The following is a 19,221-nucleotide window of genomic DNA, read 5'->3' as shown; positions in this document are numbered from 1 at the left end:
CAGAGCCTCACACACAAACTTCCTGACACCCTCGACGCTGACCGTGGCGAGGGATGTACGTAACTCCCGAATATTGATGTCCAGTGCCCGCCAGAGTTCCGATATACTCGCCGGTATCCTCAAGCCACACAGGAGAGCCAGAATCACCAGGCTGAGAAAATTCCGTAGGTGACTTAAGTACAACATGGGCCCGATTCGGTCCATAATCATTAATTTGGACAATGTCAGCACACCGCACTTCTGGTGTTTTTGCACCATAACTACATACCCGCTTGCCTGGGGTAATGTCTTCTTTATTTGCGAGTTTCGTGGAATACGGGTTTGAGCCAACTACACCTTCAGCGTTTGAATAATCGATGACTGCGTAATCATTTTCCGTGTTGCTGCCTCCAATGAAACCCCAGTCACCTACGAGAATCGGTTTTCCGAGATATGTGGTTCGGTCGTTGAGGTAGGCTTCGGCTTCTTTGTCGCGCATGCAGTGGGCTGCGGTGTAGAAGATTTTACGTTCAGTATCGACGTATCCGACGGTGCAGTAGGACCATTTTCCGTCGGAGCGTTTGATGGTGAAGCGTTCGCCTTGTACGAGGTTTGGGGTTTGCGCTTCCGCAATCGGGGTTGCGGTTGCCGCTCCTAGTGCTACTGCGATTGCTGTTACAAGTCCTGCGGTTTTTGTGGTGGTGTTCATAGGCAACGCTCCTTGCGATTTCTATGTCAAATATATGGAATTTTACTGAAAAAGCATATTGGCATCCGGCGTTACTGCAGCTCGCAAGGAACAGGTCTCAGGAAGGCAGCATCATCCCAAAGCACAGGGCGAAAAGTTTAAGGCGGTCACGGCGGGACTGCCGGGGGTGGCGTCGCACACACCGTGACCTAACCCCAAGCCTCATCGGGGGGTGAGAGGTCCTTGGGGCTAGAAGCATTATCGGCTAAGCGGTCGCTCGCTGCAACTGGTTTTCAATTCCTGACGGCAGGGAAATGATAAGGCGACACGCGAAGCGAAGAGACCTCAGGATTTATGGCGGGAAATGGTGCCGAAGAGGCATTCTTTTCGCTCAGATACACGGTTAGCTCTCCCAAGCGTTGGGCGAATGGGAGGATTTTCACGGGGTAGTATTGTGACGTCTGCGCTGAGTAGCGCAACTGGCCGACGTCGTTTCTCCAGAATTTCAGGATCAAGGCTTCGCTATAGACCCTCTCTTCCGTTTCTATGTGATAGGCGATACGTATTTCATCTGCGTAAGTGTCCAAAAGTTTGCGCAGGGTCTCGGGGTCAACTCCTCCTTGGCGAAGTGTGCGGACGGCGAGCAGATTTACGTACTCGGCGAGATCTTCACCCCAGGTCTTACTAACCACCTCTCCCTTTGACGAGAAAATGGCTTCAGATCGCACGGGACCGAATTGCATGGGTTCTGATTTCTTGGGTTTACTCCAGACCACCACGGCCTTAATGACGCCATAGCCGTTTGGTAGGTGGGCAGGGGAAACTGGTCTGTATCTGCTCATAGGAACTCCGGCTCAAAATTCCGAGGCGTACCACCGTTAAGCCATCGCAGATATTGCAGAGCTTGTGAACGCGGATAGCCCCACTGGTAGCCTCCAAAAAGCCCACCGTGATCCCGGTAGCCACGTATTCGAGGGGCTGGAACAAAGCTTCCGTCTGGGTGGAAGAATCCAACGTCCAAAACAGAACCGTCTTTGTTGCTTTTTGTTGTCACATAGCCGCGTGTGAAGCGGCCCGGCGAGGGGGATTTGCGTGAAGCCATTTCATAACCTTCTTATATTAGAGATATTCAGTAATTATATCTCCCCTATTTGTGTAGATCGGCGAAAATTTTGAAGGCTTTTCCGATTGGAGGTAGTGGCGCAGAGGAAGTTATCGACACGCGCGAGAAGGCCAGTTGACGCTTGCAGTTTCGACAGCTGCCCCGAGTCTAGTGCCGTACAAATGACGTACAGAGCCGATTTCCAGCGGCACGGTTACAGCAGAACGGTGCTGTAACCTGCGCATATATCGGGCGCATAGGGCGGTTGGTGTGTGAGTTCGAGTCTCACCTGGGGCACCATCTCGGGAGAGGGTTTTCGGAAAGTTTTCCGGAACCCCCTCCCCTTTCGTTTTCAGCAAGAAGTGACACGGCTTGCTGGTAAACATCGCTTTCCTAAACCTCAAAACCCGGAAATTCACCACCAGGCCGAGTCGGAAGCAAGCAACGACACGTTGACAGCAGCACAGGAGATCGCGGTCGCCAATGGTGGTCCGGCCCCGCCCCGCATGAGGCGAACCAAGAGCGCTATAGAGAATTAGCGGAGGTAATCGAGTACCAGCTCACTGAGACGAAAACGGCATAAGCGAAAGGAAGAACGAGCGGAACGAAGGCACCTATAGCAATACAGACCGCAAGCAAGCCGACGGACTTAAGTCCACCTTTGAGCTCTGTAGATGACGCAACGAGAAGCACTGTCGGTATGGCAACGACGAAAAGAAGAGCGATGAGCAGAAGAGCAGGCGCCCCGTGTAAATACCCCGCAAGAAGAGTCCCGATGCCCGCGCAAATCCACAAGAGCTTTTGCAGGCTCACAATTCGTACCTCCGGCTATTTGTTAGGCGTATTTGCACGAGTCTAGTTAACCCTTCTTTTCCTTCCTGCGGGCTTCTCTGCGTTCGCGGCGTCGGGCGCGTTTGGCTTTGCGGATATCGACGACCCAACGAGGGACGAACGGCCACGGAAGCGGAATTCCGAACGCGCCCGTAAAACCAATGGCTGCGATGACGAAAGCTACCATGCATGGAACCATCAGTACTGTTTCGGCAGGCTCCGGAAGTCCGATATCTGCGATTAACCCTGTGAGACCAACAGCGCCCATGAGTAGCGTGCCGTAGGGATAAATGAAGAGCGGACCATCGCTTACTCCGCCTTCTGAATCAGCCGAGTCGTACCACCGTTCCGATCTGGGAGTCTTTCGCACGCTCCGAATGTAGTAGGTCCAGTAAAGAACCATGACCACCACAGACCCCATGCAGACGAGCAACGCCGTAGTATCTCCGCCCATAGAGCATGACCTCCTGTGGATGCGTGTTGCGGTCTGCAAAAAACGCTACCAATTTCCGGCTAATCAAGCTCGGCAGCAAATTGAGATCTGCCCATTCGGCCCGGTAACCGTACAAGTGCAACGGCTACTTCTCGGTGAGCTCAAAATCCACTAGCTCGCCTTCGTGCCCGTTAATCACCAGACTTACGGCCTGCGTGCCTGGGTAGTAGGTACGCGTACTGATAACCCGAAACGCGTGCGTCTTGGCCACCACACGTGTTTCACCCGGCGCCAGCGCGAACTTCCCGAGGCGGAACACGCTCGGCTGTCGGGTGCCGTTCTTTTTCAGGAAGTGCACACGGTAGTTTGCTAGCGCATTCGCGACGGTGTTCCCTGTGTTGGTGAGTGTTGCGGACAAGGTCGCCTTCTCCCCTATGGCCACGGCGTGAGGGAATTCAGGGCGGGTAACGGTGATTGCTGTAGGCGTCGAAAACCCGGCAAGCTCCAAAGCCTCACTGTTACCGCGCTTGATCAGACCACGCAATCCCCGTTCCACCACCCAAGCCGCGTGTGGAGCCCCGCTGGCCGACCAACGCGAGGCGGTGGCAAGCGCCAACTCAGGGTGCGTGCGGCCGATGTCGTTGAGGTTGTTGGCAACGGATTCTCTCACGAACAGCGACGCATCGTCGTAAAGCCGATCCAAGACCGGAATGATCGGCGAGGGGTTCTCCACAAACGGCGTGTACACCTTCGCCCACGGCAGACGCGGGCGGATGCCCTCTGAGGCGAGGCGGCGCACGTTGTGGCTGTCTGATCCAGCCCACTGATGCACCCGCGGCATGGTTAGCGCTGGGTAGCGATCCAAGAAAGGACGCACCGCAAACTCACCGGTGAACACCCTCGTCAGTGCCTCAATCGCGTCTAAAGAAACCTCCGGATCATCCACCCCGTACAGTTCAATGAAGCGGCTCACCGGCCACAGGTGGAAGGCATGGTTGAAGTATCCCTCCCCTTCCGCAAGTTCGGGGCCAAGCTTTTCGACGACCCCGCCAACCATCTCGACGTAATCCCCCTCAAGTCGTTCCTGAAGCCCCTGTGCGAACACGGTCACACGGTCCAGGATTTCTAGACCTTCGACGCGTGGCGCGACCCACGCGGCGTATTCCTCGCCATCAATACCAAGCTGTGCGCCGAGCTTTTGCGCCGTGTCTGCGTTGAAGTAGTCCTTCATTTTGGTGGCCATAGCTGTGCATTATGCCCGGCCACGGTTACTCAGCAGGTGGCTAGAGCTATTTCTTCCTTTTGATTCGGTTGCTTTTCGTTTTCCAGGCTTGTCTGCGTTCGCGCCTTCGAGCGCGTTTGGCTTTACGGATATCGACGACCCAACGCGGCACGAACGGCCACGGAAGCGGAATACCAAACGCGCCCGTGAAACCAATGATTCCGATGCCCCAGGCGGCCATGCATGGAATCATCAACACCGTTTCGACAGACTCAGGAAAGCCCACACTTCCGATCAGCCCCATGGCCCCGGCGGCACCAAGAATTAGTGTGCCGTAGGGATAGATAAAGAGCACGCCATCGCTTTCTGCACCGTTTGCGTCTGCCGAGTCGTACCATTCCTCTGATTCGGGTACTCTTCGCACGCCCTGGATATAGAAAGTCCAGCAAGCGATCATCAACAGGACTGCACCGATGCAGACGAGAAGCTCAATAGTTTCCTCACTCATAGGGCATGTCCTCCAAAGGTTGAGTGTGAGGTATGCCATAAAACGCTACCACCATCCGATGAATCGGCTCGGGAGCAATTGGGAGGTTCGCGGCTAGTTGATCAGGCCGCAGTTGCGCCAAATCTTGAGCATCTTGGGCCGGTTTTTGTAACGGATGGCTAGCTCTTCCATCTTTTCCAGCACTGCCTTACGCGCGACTGGATCGGCCGGGAAGCAGTCGATGATTTGCGTCGCCGATGCGGCAGCCTGCTTGTACGCCCTGTCGCCACTTGCCCGAGCAATGTGCTCAGGTTCCCTGAGCATGATTTCAAATGCACGTTCCGGGTCGTGACTGGATAGCACTGAACGGGCGAATTCAAATGCAGAGTGAACGTCGACCTCGTCGCTATCTACCACCGACAGGCCCAATTCCGGATCGTTGAATCTCATTGCCGCTTGCAGGAGCATCACGTCTCTGCCCGGGATGCCCTCTGGGATGAGGTCGATCACGTCTTCGGTCACCCCCGGTCCATGGATCACGCGGTCAAATGTCACTGTTCCCGGGCTTTCTTTGAACTTCTCAATGCGGTAGTCCAACAACGCTTTGTCTCCCAGGTAGGCGCGCAATCGGTTTTCAAAGAAATCGATTTCGTTCCAGTGGATCGGTGTATCCCACTTCGAAAGGACTGCTTTGACCTCATCTTTCCTGCCGCGTGACTCATAGAACTCGATGAGGTCCTTCACGGAGTTACCGTCGAGCAGCATTGATTCGATCTGGTCGTCGTCGCCACGCAAGAATGCAACATCGAGGAAGAGATCCTTGGCTCCGTACTTCGGTGGATTCGCCTCAAAGGCTGCGGCGATTGATTCGACCGCATCAGCGCCGAGAAGTCCCGCGTAGGCCCTCAGATCAGGCTCAACAAACGGCGCTTCCAGTGTCTCCTTCACCAACCACTTGGCAAGTTTTTGTTGGTCCTCAACGCCGTCAGTGCATGCTCGCGCGTGCAGGTCGAAGCATCGATGCAGCTCGTCGCCGAGCATCCCGGAAGAATCATCCGCACGTCCCAAAACCGCATTCAACCTCGTGATCGCGCGCTCAATTTGGGGGCGTACTGCGACGCCACGGTGCTCATCAACGTACGCCTCCACCACGTCAAGGGCATCGCTCCAGTGCCGTGCGAGTTCCATACTTTGCCAATAATCCCGAAATCCACTGCTCTTCCGCGATGCAGCGGTGATCGCCGATTTCACGTGTTCACGGACTTGTTTGTCATCGCCCGAACTCTTCAAGGCGTTAAACTCCAGCATCTCTTCGACCTCTGGAATCTGCCGCAGATGGTGAATGAGTCGCCGCAGTTCATCTGGGCTGGCAGAATCCACGTAGGTGTCCACCGCGTCTGGAGCCGACTCGTTGGAGGTAGCAGAGGAATCGGTAACCGCGGAATCGTCGAACGAGAGCTCGTTCGGGATGAGCAGCGCAAGTGCGACTGCCACCGCGTGTTTACACCATTGCGTGCCCACCGGGCAGTCGCACGTAGTGCCAACCCGATCCCCTTGCACAAACAATGTCGTTCGGTATGTCCACGTCCCTTGGACTGCGGCCTGAACTTCAGATTCAGTATCGCTAAGGATGGTGACATCTGCGGAGGAGATTTTTTTCCCTCGGTTAAATGCTCCTGAACCTGCGGCGTCTTCGATGGTTTCTTCTGTCAGCCAGCCCAAAATGGTGGTAGTCATTTCGCCAGTCTAACGCCGGTAGAGAAGAGCAACATGGGCATTAGGCGATGGCTTGGTTAGACTACGGCGCATGCGCCAGACCTATATCGCCGGCTTTGTCGCCGGAGCACTCATGTTGACCACGCTGACGGTTCCCGCACATGCACAGGAAGGGGCAGCGCAAGAGGACGCTCCAGTCTCCCCGAGCAACGCGCTGAAGGACACCATCGATTCGTTTGCTGCGCTGTCTGACGCGACCAGCTCGGCAAAGAAGGACGCTGAGAGCAACAAGGACAGCACAGACGGCAAGGACTCCAAGGACAAGCCGAAGGGGCTCATCGAGGCTCTTGAGCCGAACCCGGAGAAGGATCCGATGTACATCGATCCGGAGAAAAACCCGCTGAAGAAGGTGTCTAGCTCCGAGATGTTTACCGAGTGGACCGACGACATGGAAGAAGGCGAAGGCAAGGAGGTCGTCCAAGCTTGGGCAAGGGGCTCTTCCATCCCGGATACTGCTAACCCGGTTGAGCTGTGGAAGATGGAAGCCCAGGGCTCCGCAAAGATGGGCAAAGGGCTTTTCACCGGCGATTTCGCCCTGAGCTCAGAAGGATCCAGCCAGCGTACTTCCGTGTGGATCCCGGTCGTCCTCGGCATGATGGTCATTGGCCAGATCATTGAGCTGGCTATGCGTGGTATTCGTATGGCAACACAGTAGTTTCTACTGCTCGGGCGGTGCGTTTTATCATCCCGCATTCGGCGCGTAATATACGGGACTACGCAAGTATTCATCGTATGCGGGAGACCAATGCATTACCCACCCCACGCAAAGCGGCGTCTTTTCGCCGCTGTGCTCGCCGCGGCCCTGCCGCTCGCGGGCTGCGTTACTAACACAGAGGGCGGCAACCCGGACGGCTGGGAGCCGATCGTTCCGGACGCCGTACCTGAGATTGCGGCGATGGTGCCGCCAGAAATTGCCGCAGACGGCGTGCTCAACGTCGGCGCGAACCCACCGTTCGCCCCGTTCGAGTTCAAAGACTCCACCGGGCAGGTCATCGGTGTGGAGATGGACATTGCCCGTGCACTCGCTGGTGTCATGGGGATGGACTTCGATGTTGCAGACATGGACTTCTCGATGATCCTGCCCGCTGTCTCCAGTGGCAGCCTCGACGCCGGTGCTTCAGGTTTTACCGATAACGAGGAACGCCGCCAGACCTTCGACTTCATCAATTTCCTCTACGCGGGTATTCAGTGGGCTGCCGCTCCTGGCGCCGACGTGGATCCGAATGATGCGTGCGGTTTGACGGTCTCGGTGCAGCGTACGACGGTTTCGGAGACCGACGACGTTCGTCCGAAGTCAGAAGCCTGCGAAGCAGCGGGCAAGGACCCGATTACTGTGCTTGCCTTCGACACAGCAGACAACGCAGCGCTTGCAACGCTTGTCGGGCGCGCCGATGCTTACAGCGCCGACTCCCCTGTTACCGCGTGGGCTGTGGAGCGCTCCGACGGCAAGATGGAAATGATCGGCGACATGTTTGACGCCGCGCCGTACGGCATTGCTGTGCCGAAGGGTTCTGCGCTTGCGCCGGCGATGGCTGCCGCGATGCAGCACCTCATCGATACCGGCGATTACCAGCGCATCCTTGCGCAATGGAATATCTCGACAGGTCTGCTCGACCAGGCTTTGATTAACGAACAACCAGTGGGAGAACACTAAGCATGAGCACCCCCTATTCCCAGTACGTCGCCTCTCAGGGCGAACGCAAGCGTCCTGAGCGTATCGAGGCGAAACCGCTGCGCCACCCTGGACGGTGGACGCTCGCAGTGATTCTTGTACTGCTTGTGGTCTGGTTTGTCATCGGCGCGGCCCGAAACGAGGCTTACGGCTGGGACATCTACTTCCAGTACCTGCTGGATACCCGCATCGCTATGGCGGCCCTGCACACCATTGCAATCACGGTGTTGGCGATGCTGCTCGGCGTTGTCGGCGGTGTGCTGTTGGCCGTCATGCGCATGAGCCCGAACCCGGTGTTCAAGACGGTGGCGTGGGTGTTCCTGTGGATCTTCCGTGGTACCCCGGTCTACGTCCAGTTGATGTTCTGGGGCTTGATTGGCGCGATCTACGACTCGATCAACGTCGGCTTCGCCCAGATTCCGCTTGAGCCGTTTACCTCTTCTGCGTTTACCCTGGCCGTTGTTGGCCTTGGTTTGAATGAGGCCGCCTACATGGCAGAGATTGTCCGCTCTGGTGTCTCCGCTGTGCCGGAAGGCCAGGTTGAGGCCTCCAAGGCGTTGGGTATGAGCTGGGGGCAGACGATGACCCGTACGGTGTTACCGCAAGCGATGCGCATCATCATTCCGCCGACCGGCAACGAATTCATCTCCTTGCTCAAGACATCTTCGCTCGTCGTTGCTGTGCCGTACTCGCTTGAGCTTTACGGCCGCTCGATGGATATCGCCGCCGCCCTGTTCCAGCCAGTACCGCTCCTTCTGGTGGCTGCGACCTGGTACCTGGTGATCACGTCGTTGCTCATGGTCGCCCAGCACTACCTGGAGCGCTACTTCGACCGCGGCGCCACCCGCCAGCTCACTGCTCGCCAGCTCGCCAGCCTGGCTGACGCCGAGGGCACCATTCCGAACAACGTTGAAATTGTCGAAGAACCGCAGAAGAAGGGACACCGCTAATGACCGTCAAGGAAACTCCTATGATCCAGGCGGTAGATGTCTGGAAGTCCTTCGGCAGCCTCGACGTGCTCAAGGGCATCGACCTTGAGGTCGCCCCCGGCGAGGTGACGTGCCTGATCGGCCCGTCCGGCTCTGGTAAGTCCACGCTGCTGCGTTGTGTGAACCACTTGGAAAAGGTCAACGCGGGTCGTCTGTACGTCGACGGCGAGTTGATCGGCTACAAGGAGCGCGACGGCGCACTCTACGAGATGAGTGAGAAGGACGCCGCCAAGCAGCGTCGCGATATTGGCATGGTGTTCCAAAACTTCAACCTGTTTGGCCACCGCACGGTGCTGGACAACATCATCGAAGCCCCGGTGCACGTCAAGGGCCAGCCGGTTGCAGAGGCCACTGCGCGCGCGAAGGAGCTGCTTGCGATGGTCGGTCTTGAGTCGAAGGCTGACGCGTACCCGATCCAGCTCTCCGGTGGTCAGCAGCAGCGTGTGGCAATTGCCCGTGCGGTTGCAATGGATCCGAAGCTGATGCTTTTCGACGAGCCCACCTCCGCCCTCGACCCCGAACTCGTTGGCGAAGTGCTGCGTGTGATGCGCAAGCTCGCCGATGATGGCATGACCATGCTGGTGGTCACTCACGAACTGTCGTTTGCCCGCGAGGTCGCAGACAAGGTCGCGTTCATGGATGGTGGCCAGATCATCGAGTACGGCACACCGGAACAGGTGCTGGATAACCCGCAACACGAGCGTACGAAGTCGTTCGTCTCCACGCTGTTCTAGCCGGACACTCCCTTACACGAAACGGCCGCCCACATCCGGGCGGCCGTTTTTCATCCATACAACAAGCCTGCGAGGCCGCGGACTAGCGTGGTGGCGCCTCCGAAGAACGCAAGCCCGAGCGCGATGCGGTAGGCCTTCGCGGACGGTACGTGCGGGGCCAGCCGCTTTCCCGCGGTGATTCCGAGAAGCATGCTGCCAAAAGAGGCGACCCACAGCCAGGGGTTGATCGAGGAAATATCCGCCGCACCAGAGAGTTCCTTTGCCCCGAACGACAGTGCGCCGGCGACGAAGAACAACGGCTGCAAGGTGGCGGCATAGATGCGCTGTGGCCAACGTGCCGCGTGAGCGTAAACGGTAAACGCTGGCCCGGCAACACCCGCCAAGGTGTTCATGAACCCGCCGACGGCGCCAGCGGCAGCTGCAGGAACCACACCTTCGATCTGGGGCACGTAGCGCTTGCCCAACGTCACCACTGACAGGGCGATGAGTAACAGGGCACCGACGATGATGAGCAGGGCGCTCGTCGATACGTGAGAGACCACCCACACCCCGGGAAGCACGCCGATGATGAGCGCGCCTGCGATCGGCCAGAACTTAGACCAATCGATGTCGCGGCGCATCCCCCAGGTGTTAAACACCGCATTGACCATGGCGATAACGTTGATCATGAGCACGCCAACCACAGGTCCCAACAGCAACGAGAGCACAGGCCCGGTGATCAGACCCAGTCCCATGCCGGAAATGCGCTGCAGCCCAGCGCCCATCACAACTGCGAGCGCGACGGCGATCAACACGATCAATTGCTGAATTTCTCCCGAATCGCGTCGTGGACGCTCTCCGGCACGAGTCCGGAAATGTCACCGCCGTACTTCGCAACCTCTTTGGTTAGCGAGGACGAGATGTAGCCGTACTTCTCATCCGTCAGCAGGAAGTAGGTATCCACGCCGGTCAGGCGTCGGTTCATCTGTGCCATCGGCAGTTCGTACTCGTAATCGAGCGAGGAGCGCAAGCCCTTAATCAGCGCGCTGATGTCGTGCTGGGTGGTGTAATCGACCAATAGACCCGCCCAGCTATCCACGCGGACGCCCTCAAGGTGTGAGGTGGCTTCGCGGATGAGGTCGACGCGCTCGTCGATAGTAAACAGCCCCGACGTCTTCGTTGGGTTGCCAGTGACCAGCACGATCACTTCGTCGAAATGACGAAGGGCACGGGTGACAATGTCGAGGTGCCCGTTCGTGATCGGGTCGAACGAGCCAGGGCAGACTGCGATGGTCAATTTAGTTGTCCTCTGCTTCCGGGTCGGCGTAGACCGCCATATCCATACGTGCAATACCGTAGATGCGACGCTTGAGCTTCTGGCCGGTCGGGGTGAACTCCGCAGGCCATGCAGTCTCCGGGCTTTCGCGGTGGCGTTCAACGACAACCACTGCCCCATCCGCCAGCGCAGGTTTGAGGGCCTCGACCATCTCTGCGACCGCCTCGTCGGCTAGTTCGTATGGAGGGTCTGCCAGCACCATGTCGAAGTGTTTCTTCGGCGCCGATGCAACGTAGGTCGACGCCTTCATCTGGTGGATGTGCACGTTGGGGTGCTTGACCACGCCTGCGTTGTATTCGATGATTTTCGCTGCCTCAGGGTCGCTCTCCACCAGCACGACCTCTGCCGCACCACGCGACGCGGCCTCGAGCCCGAGCGCACCCGAGCCTGCAAACAGGTCGAGCACATGCTTATCGACGAACCCGAAACGCACCTGCAACGACGAAAACAGCCCCTCGCGGGCCCGGTCGGATGTAGGTCGCGTTCCTGCCGGCGGCACTTTGATCTTCCGGCCGCGGGCTTCTCCCGAAATGATGCGGTTCATTCCCATAACTTTAACCAGCTAACTCTTGTCCAAATATTCGAAGTCTTCTGCCACAAACCCGGCGGTGGCTGCCCTGGCGAACTCGGGTTGGTTTGCTACCAAGGTGGCGGCGTCGTCGTAGGCACGTTTAACGATGTCGTAGTCCTCAACCAAGTTAATCAACCGCAGCGTGCGTTTGATGCCGGACTGGCCTGTGCCGAGCACGTCACCTTCGCCGCGGTTAAGCAGGTCAAGCTCCGCGAGCGCGAACCCGTCCGCTGTCGCCGCTACCTGGGATACGCGGGTGAAGCCGGGGCTGCCTTCCTCCGCGAGCGTGTGGAACAGACACAGCGACTGGTTGCCGCCACGCCCAACTCGGCCGCGCAGCTGGTGCAACTGGGAGACACCGAAATGCTCCGACTCGCGCACGACCATCACCGTGGCATTCGGCACATCCACGCCGACCTCGATCACCGTCGTGGACACCAGCACGTCGATGCCGCCTTTGGCGAAGTCCGCCATGACGTTGTCTTTCTCGTCGCCTTTGAGGCGTCCGTGCAGGATGCCGACGGTCAGGTCCGCAAACTCCGTTGCGGCGAGATGCTCGGCAACCTCAAGTACGCCGCCTTCGCCGTCGATACGCGGACACACAATGTAGGCCTGGTGCCCGGCTGCAACTTCTTCGCGGATCTTCTCCCAAGCGCGCTCCACCCAGCGCGGTTTGAATTCCGGGACCACCGCAGACTGGATCGGTTTGCGCCCACCGGGAAGTTCGCGCAGCGTGGATACTTCCAAGTCGCCGAACACCGTGATCGCAATGGTGCGTGGGATCGGCGTTGCCGTCATCACCAGCAAATGCGGTGTGGTCTCCCCCGCTTTGGCACGCAGGGCGTCGCGTTGCTCTACGCCGAAGCGGTGTTGTTCGTCGACAACGACAAGCCCCAGGTTGAAAAAGTCCACGCCCTCTTGGAGCAGGGCGTGCGTACCGACGACAATGTCGGCCTCCCCGGAAACAATCTTCAGCAGTGCCTCTTGGCGCTGCGCGACCGTCATCGATCCTGTCAGCGCAACCACTCGGGTGGGGAGACCCGCACGCATGAGAGTGAACGTTAGCGAACGCGCGTGTTGCAGCACGAGAACTTCCGTCGGAGCAAGCAATGCCGCCTGCGCGCCGTTATCGACGGCCTGGAGCATCGCCATCAGCGACACCACCGTCTTTCCGGAGCCAACCTCGCCTTGGAGCAGGCGACTCATCGGCACCGTCTTGGACATATCAGCCGTGATGTCCGTGATCACTTCCTTCTGGCCGCGGGTCAGCGGGAACGGCAGACCGTCCAGCAGCTTGTCCTCATCGCCCCCCTTCACATAGGGCATCTCGGGCGCCCTGTGAGCGGAGGTGTCGATGCGTCGCACACCCATCGCCAACGCCACAGACAGGGCCTCGTCATACTTCAGGCGCTCCTTTGCGCGCGCAGGTCCCTCTGCACCGGGCTCGTGGATCTGACGCACAGCAGCATTCAACGGCAGCAGGCCGATGGGGGTGAAGCCAAGCGGCTCGTCGATACGCGGCAGCGATTTCAACACCGCATGCACAGCCCCCATAATCGTCCACGTGCTGACCTGCTTCGACGCCGGATACAGGGGAAGCCACTGGCGGCCACGCAGCATTTCTTCCAGATCGCCGAAGTGAGACAGCTGACGCATGGAACCGGTCGCCTCAGTAGGACCGTCCATGAGCACGAAGTCAGGGTGCTGCAGCTGAGGCTGATTACGGTAGAAATCCAACTTGCCCGTCAGCATCGCGCGCCGACCCGGCTTCAGCACCCGTTGGGCATATTGGGAGCCGAAGAAGGTGGCTTGGAACTCCGTACGCCCATCGTGGATCATCACCTTGGTAATCGGCCGCTTGGGCGTCTTTTTGGTGTAAAACGTGTTGGCGTCGACGACCTCGCCGATCACGGTGATAGTATCGCCTGCTTCGACCCCGGTCAGGTCAGCACCGGTGCCGTAGTGCAGGTAGCGTCGCGGATAGTGCCGAAGCAGCTCGCCACACGTGGAAATGTTGAGGTGTTTCTCAATCGCCCGTGCCTGCTTCGCAGGAATAACCTCAGTCAGTGGCCGATTGTCCTCAAACCCCAGCATTTACTCCACCCCGATCTCCGCACATGCTTGCAATCCATCTGCAGGATAAACCATGACCTGGACGCCGAGCTCAGTGTTCAGCGTGCGAAGCTCCTCCTCCGACAGCTCAGCTGGGTCAAACAGCACCGTGACTTGCTCCCCGCCGTGTTCGAGCAGGCGTTTGCATGCCCGCTTCACAGCATCGAGCGGGTCTTCGGCGATAAGCAGCGTCTCCCCACGTGCGGTGACCACCACATCACCCTTGGCAACCGCGCCGCTGAGTGTCAGCGCGCCCTTCTTTGCGCGGTGAGCCACTGCCGTACGCATCTCGCCAGCCGCCTCAGACATGGAAAACGCGGCGGTAGCCAGCGGCTGGTTCGGATCGTGCACAGACAGCGCTGCAATACCGGAGACTAACCGGACTGTAGGAAGCAGTGTGATCGTCTGTTCCAGCGCTCGGGTTGCTTTCTCCACGGCAGCGAGATTCCGGTTACTGAGCAGCCCATTCGGCAGCACGATGATCTCGTTGCTGCCCGAACGCCGAATCACGGAGAGCATGTCCGAGATCACCTCGTCGCCCGGGGCAACAGTGACCACACCTGCTTCCTTATACAGCTCTGTCAGGGAGCCGGGAGGAGTCACGGCCACAATCAAGCGATCGGGGTTTCGCACCACTGGGGCACCCGGGAGCACTTCAAGGCGCAGGTTTTGGACCTTGCCGAGGCGATACGCCGTCTCAATCACAGCACCTGCATCGAGCGAGTGAATGTGCACAGTGGCTTCCGTATCAGATAGCCGAGCGATGACCAGGCTGTCGCCCAAGGGGCGCAGCTCGGTTTCCAACTCCGCAATATCGCCCTGAAACCCAAAGAGCACCTCAAGGGAGTGCTCCCGACCCGACGGCCCCGCATGCGCCATGTCAACGTGCACGTCGCGGTCTGCCCCTTCAGCAGGTGCCGGGGTGCTTTCTGCACTGGCTTCTGTGCTGCTTTCTGCGCTGCGTACGGCGCTCTCTTGGACATCACCATCGGGTGCCGTTGCGGGACTATCCTCTACCTCTTCCAACAGCGCCTCGAGCAGAATCACCACACCGGTACCGCCGGCATCAACCACTCCGGCCTCGCGCAGCACTGGCAGCTGCGACGGCGTGTTGGCCAAGGCCACCCTGGCCGCGGATGTCGCAGGTGCTACAACATCGAGCAAACTCAACGGACGCCCAATGTCCTCCACCGCTTGTTGGGCAGCCACAGACGCCGCTCGGAGCACCGTAATCACGGTGCCTTCCACTGGATCCGCAATGGCTTGGTCCACAAACTTCACGGCATGCGCCAATGCGTCCGCGACCATTTCCCCGTCCGAAGCATCGTCTTTGACAGACTGCGCGATTCCACGCATCACCTGGGACAACACCACACCTGAGTTGCCGCGTGCTCCACGTACAGCGCCGACGGCCAGGGCTTCGGCGACATCGACGGCGCTGGCGTCGTCGCCAAGCAAAGCTGCTTGCTCGCAGGCTGAACGCATCGTGTGCGCCATGTTGGAACCTGTATCGGAGTCCGGCACGGGAAAGACGTTGAGGCTGTTGATCTCCACTCGGCGCCGCTCCAGCTCGGCGGAGGCGCGTTGGGCCCACGCACGCAACCCTGCGGCGTCGATAAGCGGAGTGACAGACATGAAGCGAAAGCTTACAGGGAGCTGTTACAGACTCCAGTCGATGGGATTCGCACCCTGTGCTTGAAGCGCTTCATTTGCACGCGAGAACGGGCGCGAACCGAAGAAACCGCGCGATGCTGATAACGGCGACGGATGCGGCGACTCAATCCGGGGAGTATCCCCCAAAAATCTCGCAGCTGTCTGTGCGTCACGGCCCCACAAGATAGCTACGAGTGGCGCATCTCGGCGGACAAGCGCCTCAATTGCGGCCTGGGTAACCTCTTCCCAGCCTTTGCCACGGTGTGACGCGGGCTTTCTCGGACGCACGGTAAGCACCCTGTTGAGCAGCAAAATGCCTTGCGACGACCACGACGACAGGTCCCCATCCGCCCGGGGCGGGATACCCAGATCAGCCTGCAGCTCTTTGTAGATATTCACCAGCGACCTTGGCGCCGCCACCCCAGGCTGGGTGGAAAACGCGAGCCCCATCGGGTGTCCTGGGGTCGGATACGGGTCTTGGCCCAGGATGAGGACCCGGACATCGTCGAACGGATCCGCAAAAGCCCGCAAAATATCGTGGCCACGCGGCAGGTAGTCGTCCTCTGTGCGCAAAAACTGCCCCATTGCGTGGATTCGATCTTCCACCGGAGCGAGCGGTTCCTGCCAAGATTCGTGCACGGGCAACATTTAGAAACTCTCCCATCCGGTGGTCAATTCTGGGGCCTCGCCGTCGATGCGCACCCCGGGCTTGCGGGTGACTGCGCCAATCGAACGGAACCCAACCGGTGCGGACCCATCGATCGTGCCGATGAGGGTGTGGTCCTCCCCACCTGTGAGCACCCACTCCCACGGGTCGACGCCAAGGAGTACGCCCGCAGCCTGCAAGGTCGCATCCGGGCGCAGCGCCACCTTTGACAGTTCGATGCCTACCGAAGATGCCTTTGCCAGCGTCGTCACATCCCGGATGAGCCCATCCGAGTTGTCCGTCATCGCGGTCGCGCCTGCTGCGCGCGCCACCACGCCACGCCCCGGGGTAAGCACCGGGGCCTGATGCGCCTTCACAAGCACCTCGAGCTCCTCCGGCACATCAATCCCGGACTGCAGCAGCGCGAATCCTGCGGCTGAATAACCGATATTGCCGTGCGCGACCACTCGCTGACCGGGGCGTGCCGCATCTAGCGTCAGCGGCGGACGGTTACCACCAAGCGAGCCGATTGCGGTTACGGAGACCACAAGTTCTTGCCCGTCGGTCAGATCCCCGCCGACGAGTTCACAGCCATACTCCCCTGCCATATCCCCAATGCCGCGGGCGATCTCTTCGACCCATGCTGCCGGCGCATCGCGGGAGACAGACACCCCCATCAGTGCTGCAATCGGGCGCGCGCCCATTGCCTCGATATCCGCGAAGTTCTGCACCGTCGCCTTGCGGCCCAAAAGGTACGGGGTTGTGGTCGCACGAGTGAAGTGATGGCCTTCCACCAACATGTCGGTGCCGGCGACGACTCTCGAGTTTGGCACTGAGGGGGTAAGTACCGCTGCGTCGTCGCCGTTGAGGGCAGACGGTGCGGCAGCGCGAATCGCGGCGATAACCGCTCGCTCGCCGACCTGCGCAAGCGTCGGACCATCAGTGGGAAATCCGGTGGTGATCACGGGTTGGGCAGCCCTTTCGTTAGACTATTTCGCCATGGCAACCACGGCGCACGAACCACAGGTTAATCGCACAACAATTTTGGTCAGTCTTGGCCTCGCAGTCCTTCTCGTCCTCGGAGCCGTTATTGGCGCTCGTGTGTTCTTCCAACGTGTGGCGCTGCAGCCGGTCGCGATGGCTGATCTTCCTGCCCCGATGGCCGATAGCCCGGAGTGCGCATCGCTTATCGACGCCCTCCCCGACCGGTTCGCCGGCCTTCCCCGTGCCGAACTCGCAGAACCGGCACCACAAGGCGCCGCCGCCTGGCGCAAGTCCACCGATGACCGCGTCACCCTGCGCTGCGGTGTAGACATGCCGGCGCAGTACACGGACTACGCCGTTACTGAAACCATCGGCAATGCAACGTGGATGCGTATCGACGACCTCACGCCCCAGTCCAACCTGGCCACCTGGTACACCGTGGACCGCTCCCCTGTGATCGCCGTGACCGGTGATGCGCAGGTACTCCACGACTCAAAGAAGTCCCTCGGACGGCTGGGCGCCGATGGGCTGCCATCGAAGGATCAGCCCCACAACCCCGCGCCTTTGTCCGCGTTGGAAGGCGCAGATGCATCGAAGTGCGACGCGCTGCTCCAGGCCGCACCGGATGCTATCGCCGAGGGCTACACCCGGACAGAGCCTGCGTCCGAAAACACCGTCGCATGGCGTGCCGAGGGACGTGATCCGATCGTTCTGCGCTGCGGTGTCGCCCCATCGCCGAATTACGCACCGGGTGCGCAACTTGCTCAGGTCAATGACATTCCGTGGTTCGAGGATGTGCTGTTGGCAAACGGCACCACGGCATCGACGTGGTACGCATTGGGGCGCGACAGCGGTATCGCAGTCTCTTTGCCGCAGGCGGAGAGCAACGAGGCGATTACGAACCTGACTGAACTGATCGCCGAGCACACCGCTGCGCTTTAACGCTGCGCCTTAACGCTGTGCTTTAACGCAGCGCGGTCCGCACCAGCGTGTCCAGCAGTTCCGGGTAGTCCACTCCGGTGGCTGCCCACACCTGCGGGTACATCGAAATCGCGGTGAATCCAGGCATGGTGTTGACCTCGTTGAGCACCGGGCCGTCCTTGGTGACGAAGAAGTCCACACGTGCGAGCGACTTACAGTTCAGCGCCTTGAAACACGTCACCGCCATGTCTTGAAGTTGCGCGGTTGTTGCCTCGTCGAACGGTGCCGGAATCGTTGCCGTAACGCCCTCTTCGAGGTATTTCGTTTCAAACCCGTAGAAGCCTTCTTCGGAGTCTTCGGTGCCGTTGAGCTTCGCTGGCAGGGATGCCGCAATGGTCCCGTCGGGTCGTTCGAGGACTCCCACCTCAACCTCGTCGCCGACAAGTTCCGCTTCCACAATCACCTTGGAATCGGATTCGTGCGCAAGGTCGTACGCCGCCGGGAAGTCGTCCCAGGAGCTCACTTTGGACACACCGATCGATGACCCACCGTTGGCGGGTTTTACGAACACTGGTAGACCGAGGTAGTCACGCTCGTCGTCGTCAAGCACTGCCCGACCGTCGAGGATCACTTCCCTGGTGATCGCAATGTTTTCAGCCGCGACGAGCTTCTTCGTGTACTCCTTGTCCATGCCACAGGCGGATGCAAGCACCCCTGGGCCAACGTACGGGACACCAGCGAGTTCGAGCAGTCCTTGCACTGTGCCGTCTTCGCCGTATTTGCCGTGCAGCACCGGGAAGACAACATCGACGCAAGCGATACTTTCGCCGGTTGCTACATCGAAGATCTGCCCCTTGCGCGTCGGGTTGATGGAGAGTGCAACTTCGCGGCCTGCGGGCACCTCAGGCAGCGCGACGCCGTTTACTGGGTCTGTTGTGCCTTCGACCCATACGCCGTCACGGGTGATACCGATGGGAAACACCTCGTAGTCAGCCGGCATGTGTTGCATCACCGACGCTGCGGAAATGCAGGAAATGGAGTGCTCGGTGGACATGCCACCATAAAGAACTGCTACGCGAATCACGCTGACCAATCTACCGCGTAGC

Annotated in this window: 19 protein-coding genes; 5 read left to right on the top strand and 14 right to left on the bottom strand. The window is 59.3% G+C overall.

Annotated elements, in window-relative coordinates; all coding sequences use genetic code 11:
• Positions 1-7 precede the first annotated feature (7 nt).
• From HMPREF2736_RS12240 to HMPREF2736_RS08250, 6 genes are all read right to left on the bottom strand, one after another.
• Entirely contained in the window at positions 8-688 is a 681-nt protein-coding gene (locus HMPREF2736_RS12240) for a chymotrypsin family serine protease (protein WP_141761620.1), read from the bottom strand.
• A 272-nt stretch (positions 689-960) separates the two neighbouring features.
• Complete coding sequence (locus HMPREF2736_RS08275; RefSeq protein ID WP_141761619.1) at positions 961-1,509, bottom strand: hypothetical protein; 549 nt, start codon at positions 1,507-1,509, stop codon at positions 961-963.
• A 1,119-nt stretch (positions 1,510-2,628) separates the two neighbouring features.
• A complete protein-coding gene (locus HMPREF2736_RS12685) occupies positions 2,629-2,787 on the bottom strand; it encodes a hypothetical protein (RefSeq protein WP_246822125.1) in 159 nt (52 codons plus the stop codon).
• Positions 2,788-3,178: 391 nt separating this feature from the next.
• A complete protein-coding gene (locus HMPREF2736_RS08260; RefSeq protein WP_070829369.1) occupies positions 3,179-4,276 on the bottom strand; it encodes a DNA alkylation repair protein in 1,098 nt (365 codons plus the stop codon).
• A gap of 46 nt (positions 4,277-4,322) precedes the next feature.
• Entirely contained in the window at positions 4,323-4,763 is a 441-nt protein-coding gene (locus HMPREF2736_RS08255; protein ID WP_070829368.1) for a hypothetical protein, read from the bottom strand.
• Between the two features lie 93 nt (positions 4,764-4,856).
• Positions 4,857-6,479: an SWIM zinc finger family protein gene (locus HMPREF2736_RS08250; protein WP_141761618.1), complete on the bottom strand. Its 1,623-nt coding sequence runs from the start codon at positions 6,477-6,479 to the stop codon at positions 4,857-4,859.
• 70 nt (positions 6,480-6,549) lie between these two features.
• Between HMPREF2736_RS08250 and HMPREF2736_RS08245 the strand changes: the two genes are divergently transcribed.
• The 4 genes from HMPREF2736_RS08245 to HMPREF2736_RS08230 all read left to right on the top strand — a co-directional run bounded on the left by HMPREF2736_RS08245 (position 6,550) and on the right by HMPREF2736_RS08230 (position 9,913).
• Positions 6,550-7,173 (top strand): hypothetical protein, encoded by a 624-nt coding sequence (locus tag HMPREF2736_RS08245; protein ID WP_070422942.1) that lies wholly within the window; start codon positions 6,550-6,552, stop codon positions 7,171-7,173.
• Between the two features lie 90 nt (positions 7,174-7,263).
• Positions 7,264-8,172 carry an ABC transporter substrate-binding protein gene (locus tag HMPREF2736_RS08240; protein ID WP_070422943.1) on the top strand — a complete coding sequence of 303 codons (909 nt, stop codon included), beginning with the start codon at positions 7,264-7,266 and terminating at the stop codon, positions 8,170-8,172.
• Positions 8,173-8,174: 2 nt separating this feature from the next.
• Positions 8,175-9,140 carry an amino acid ABC transporter permease gene (locus HMPREF2736_RS08235; RefSeq protein WP_070829366.1) on the top strand — a complete coding sequence of 322 codons (966 nt, stop codon included), beginning with the start codon at positions 8,175-8,177 and terminating at the stop codon, positions 9,138-9,140.
• A 20-nt stretch (positions 9,141-9,160) separates the two neighbouring features.
• Positions 9,161-9,913, top strand: a complete 753-nt coding sequence (locus HMPREF2736_RS08230) for an amino acid ABC transporter ATP-binding protein (protein ID WP_101733305.1) — start codon at positions 9,161-9,163, stop codon at positions 9,911-9,913.
• 50 nt (positions 9,914-9,963) lie between these two features.
• Here the strand turns inward: HMPREF2736_RS08230 and HMPREF2736_RS08225 are convergent, their stop codons facing one another.
• From HMPREF2736_RS08225 to HMPREF2736_RS08195, 7 genes are read right to left on the bottom strand one after another with little or no spacing between them, the layout of a single operon-like run.
• Entirely contained in the window at positions 9,964-10,707 is a 744-nt protein-coding gene (locus HMPREF2736_RS08225; protein ID WP_371326416.1) for a TSUP family transporter, read from the bottom strand.
• A 2-nt stretch (positions 10,708-10,709) separates the two neighbouring features.
• Positions 10,710-11,189, bottom strand: a complete 480-nt coding sequence (coaD, locus tag HMPREF2736_RS08220) for a pantetheine-phosphate adenylyltransferase (protein ID WP_070484190.1) — start codon at positions 11,187-11,189, stop codon at positions 10,710-10,712.
• A 1-nt stretch (position 11,190) separates the two neighbouring features.
• Positions 11,191-11,772, bottom strand: coding sequence for a 16S rRNA (guanine(966)-N(2))-methyltransferase RsmD (gene rsmD, locus HMPREF2736_RS08215; RefSeq protein WP_180949979.1), 582 nt, complete (start codon positions 11,770-11,772; stop codon positions 11,191-11,193).
• 18 nt (positions 11,773-11,790) lie between these two features.
• On the bottom strand, positions 11,791-13,893 hold the full coding sequence (locus HMPREF2736_RS08210) for an ATP-dependent DNA helicase RecG (protein WP_070569253.1): 2,103 nt from the start codon (positions 13,891-13,893) through the stop codon (positions 11,791-11,793).
• Positions 13,894-15,546: a DAK2 domain-containing protein gene (locus tag HMPREF2736_RS08205; RefSeq protein ID WP_083284720.1), complete on the bottom strand. Its 1,653-nt coding sequence runs from the start codon at positions 15,544-15,546 to the stop codon at positions 13,894-13,896. It lies immediately after the preceding gene.
• Between the two features lie 24 nt (positions 15,547-15,570).
• Positions 15,571-16,212 carry a uracil-DNA glycosylase gene (locus tag HMPREF2736_RS08200; protein WP_070422949.1) on the bottom strand — a complete coding sequence of 214 codons (642 nt, stop codon included), beginning with the start codon at positions 16,210-16,212 and terminating at the stop codon, positions 15,571-15,573.
• Complete coding sequence (locus HMPREF2736_RS08195; RefSeq protein ID WP_070422950.1) at positions 16,213-17,175, bottom strand: thiamine-phosphate kinase; 963 nt, start codon at positions 17,173-17,175, stop codon at positions 16,213-16,215.
• A 34-nt stretch (positions 17,176-17,209) separates the two neighbouring features.
• On the opposite strand from HMPREF2736_RS08195, the gene HMPREF2736_RS08190 reads away from it, so the two are divergent.
• Positions 17,210-18,136: a DUF3515 domain-containing protein gene (locus HMPREF2736_RS08190; protein WP_070829374.1), complete on the top strand. Its 927-nt coding sequence runs from the start codon at positions 17,210-17,212 to the stop codon at positions 18,134-18,136.
• Positions 18,137-18,158: 22 nt separating this feature from the next.
• On the opposite strand, the gene HMPREF2736_RS08185 is transcribed toward HMPREF2736_RS08190, so the two are convergent.
• Positions 18,159-19,208, bottom strand: a complete 1,050-nt coding sequence (locus HMPREF2736_RS08185; protein WP_167594520.1) for a D-alanine--D-alanine ligase family protein — start codon at positions 19,206-19,208, stop codon at positions 18,159-18,161.
• Positions 19,209-19,221 lie beyond the last annotated feature (13 nt).

The organism is Corynebacterium sp. HMSC036E10 (assembly GCF_001836265.1).
Lineage (GTDB): Bacteria > Actinomycetota > Actinomycetes > Mycobacteriales > Mycobacteriaceae > Corynebacterium > Corynebacterium coyleae.
Note: the sequence above shows the minus strand (reverse complement) of the source record. Positions and strands in the feature narration are given on the sequence as shown.

Coding starts and splice junctions, on each gene's coding strand:
- HMPREF2736_RS12240 (WP_141761620.1), bottom strand. CDS start 688: ATGAACACCACCACAAAAACCGCAGGACTTGTAACAGCAATCGCAGTA.
- HMPREF2736_RS08275 (WP_141761619.1), bottom strand. CDS start 1,509: ATGAGCAGATACAGACCAGTTTCCCCTGCCCACCTACCAAACGGCTAT.
- HMPREF2736_RS12685 (WP_246822125.1), bottom strand. CDS start 2,787: ATGGTAGCTTTCGTCATCGCAGCCATTGGTTTTACGGGCGCGTTCGGA.
- HMPREF2736_RS08260 (WP_070829369.1), bottom strand. CDS start 4,276: ATGGCCACCAAAATGAAGGACTACTTCAACGCAGACACGGCGCAAAAG.
- HMPREF2736_RS08255 (WP_070829368.1), bottom strand. CDS start 4,763: ATGAGTGAGGAAACTATTGAGCTTCTCGTCTGCATCGGTGCAGTCCTG.
- HMPREF2736_RS08250 (WP_141761618.1), bottom strand. CDS start 6,479: ATGACTACCACCATTTTGGGCTGGCTGACAGAAGAAACCATCGAAGAC.
- HMPREF2736_RS08245 (WP_070422942.1), top strand. CDS start 6,550: ATGCGCCAGACCTATATCGCCGGCTTTGTCGCCGGAGCACTCATGTTG.
- HMPREF2736_RS08240 (WP_070422943.1), top strand. CDS start 7,264: ATGCATTACCCACCCCACGCAAAGCGGCGTCTTTTCGCCGCTGTGCTC.
- HMPREF2736_RS08235 (WP_070829366.1), top strand. CDS start 8,175: ATGAGCACCCCCTATTCCCAGTACGTCGCCTCTCAGGGCGAACGCAAG.
- HMPREF2736_RS08230 (WP_101733305.1), top strand. CDS start 9,161: ATGATCCAGGCGGTAGATGTCTGGAAGTCCTTCGGCAGCCTCGACGTG.
- rsmD (WP_180949979.1), bottom strand. CDS start 11,772: ATGAACCGCATCATTTCGGGAGAAGCCCGCGGCCGGAAGATCAAAGTG.
- HMPREF2736_RS08210 (WP_070569253.1), bottom strand. CDS start 13,893: ATGCTGGGGTTTGAGGACAATCGGCCACTGACTGAGGTTATTCCTGCG.
- HMPREF2736_RS08205 (WP_083284720.1), bottom strand. CDS start 15,546: ATGTCTGTCACTCCGCTTATCGACGCCGCAGGGTTGCGTGCGTGGGCC.
- HMPREF2736_RS08200 (WP_070422949.1), bottom strand. CDS start 16,212: ATGTTGCCCGTGCACGAATCTTGGCAGGAACCGCTCGCTCCGGTGGAA.
- HMPREF2736_RS08190 (WP_070829374.1), top strand. CDS start 17,210: ATGGCAACCACGGCGCACGAACCACAGGTTAATCGCACAACAATTTTG.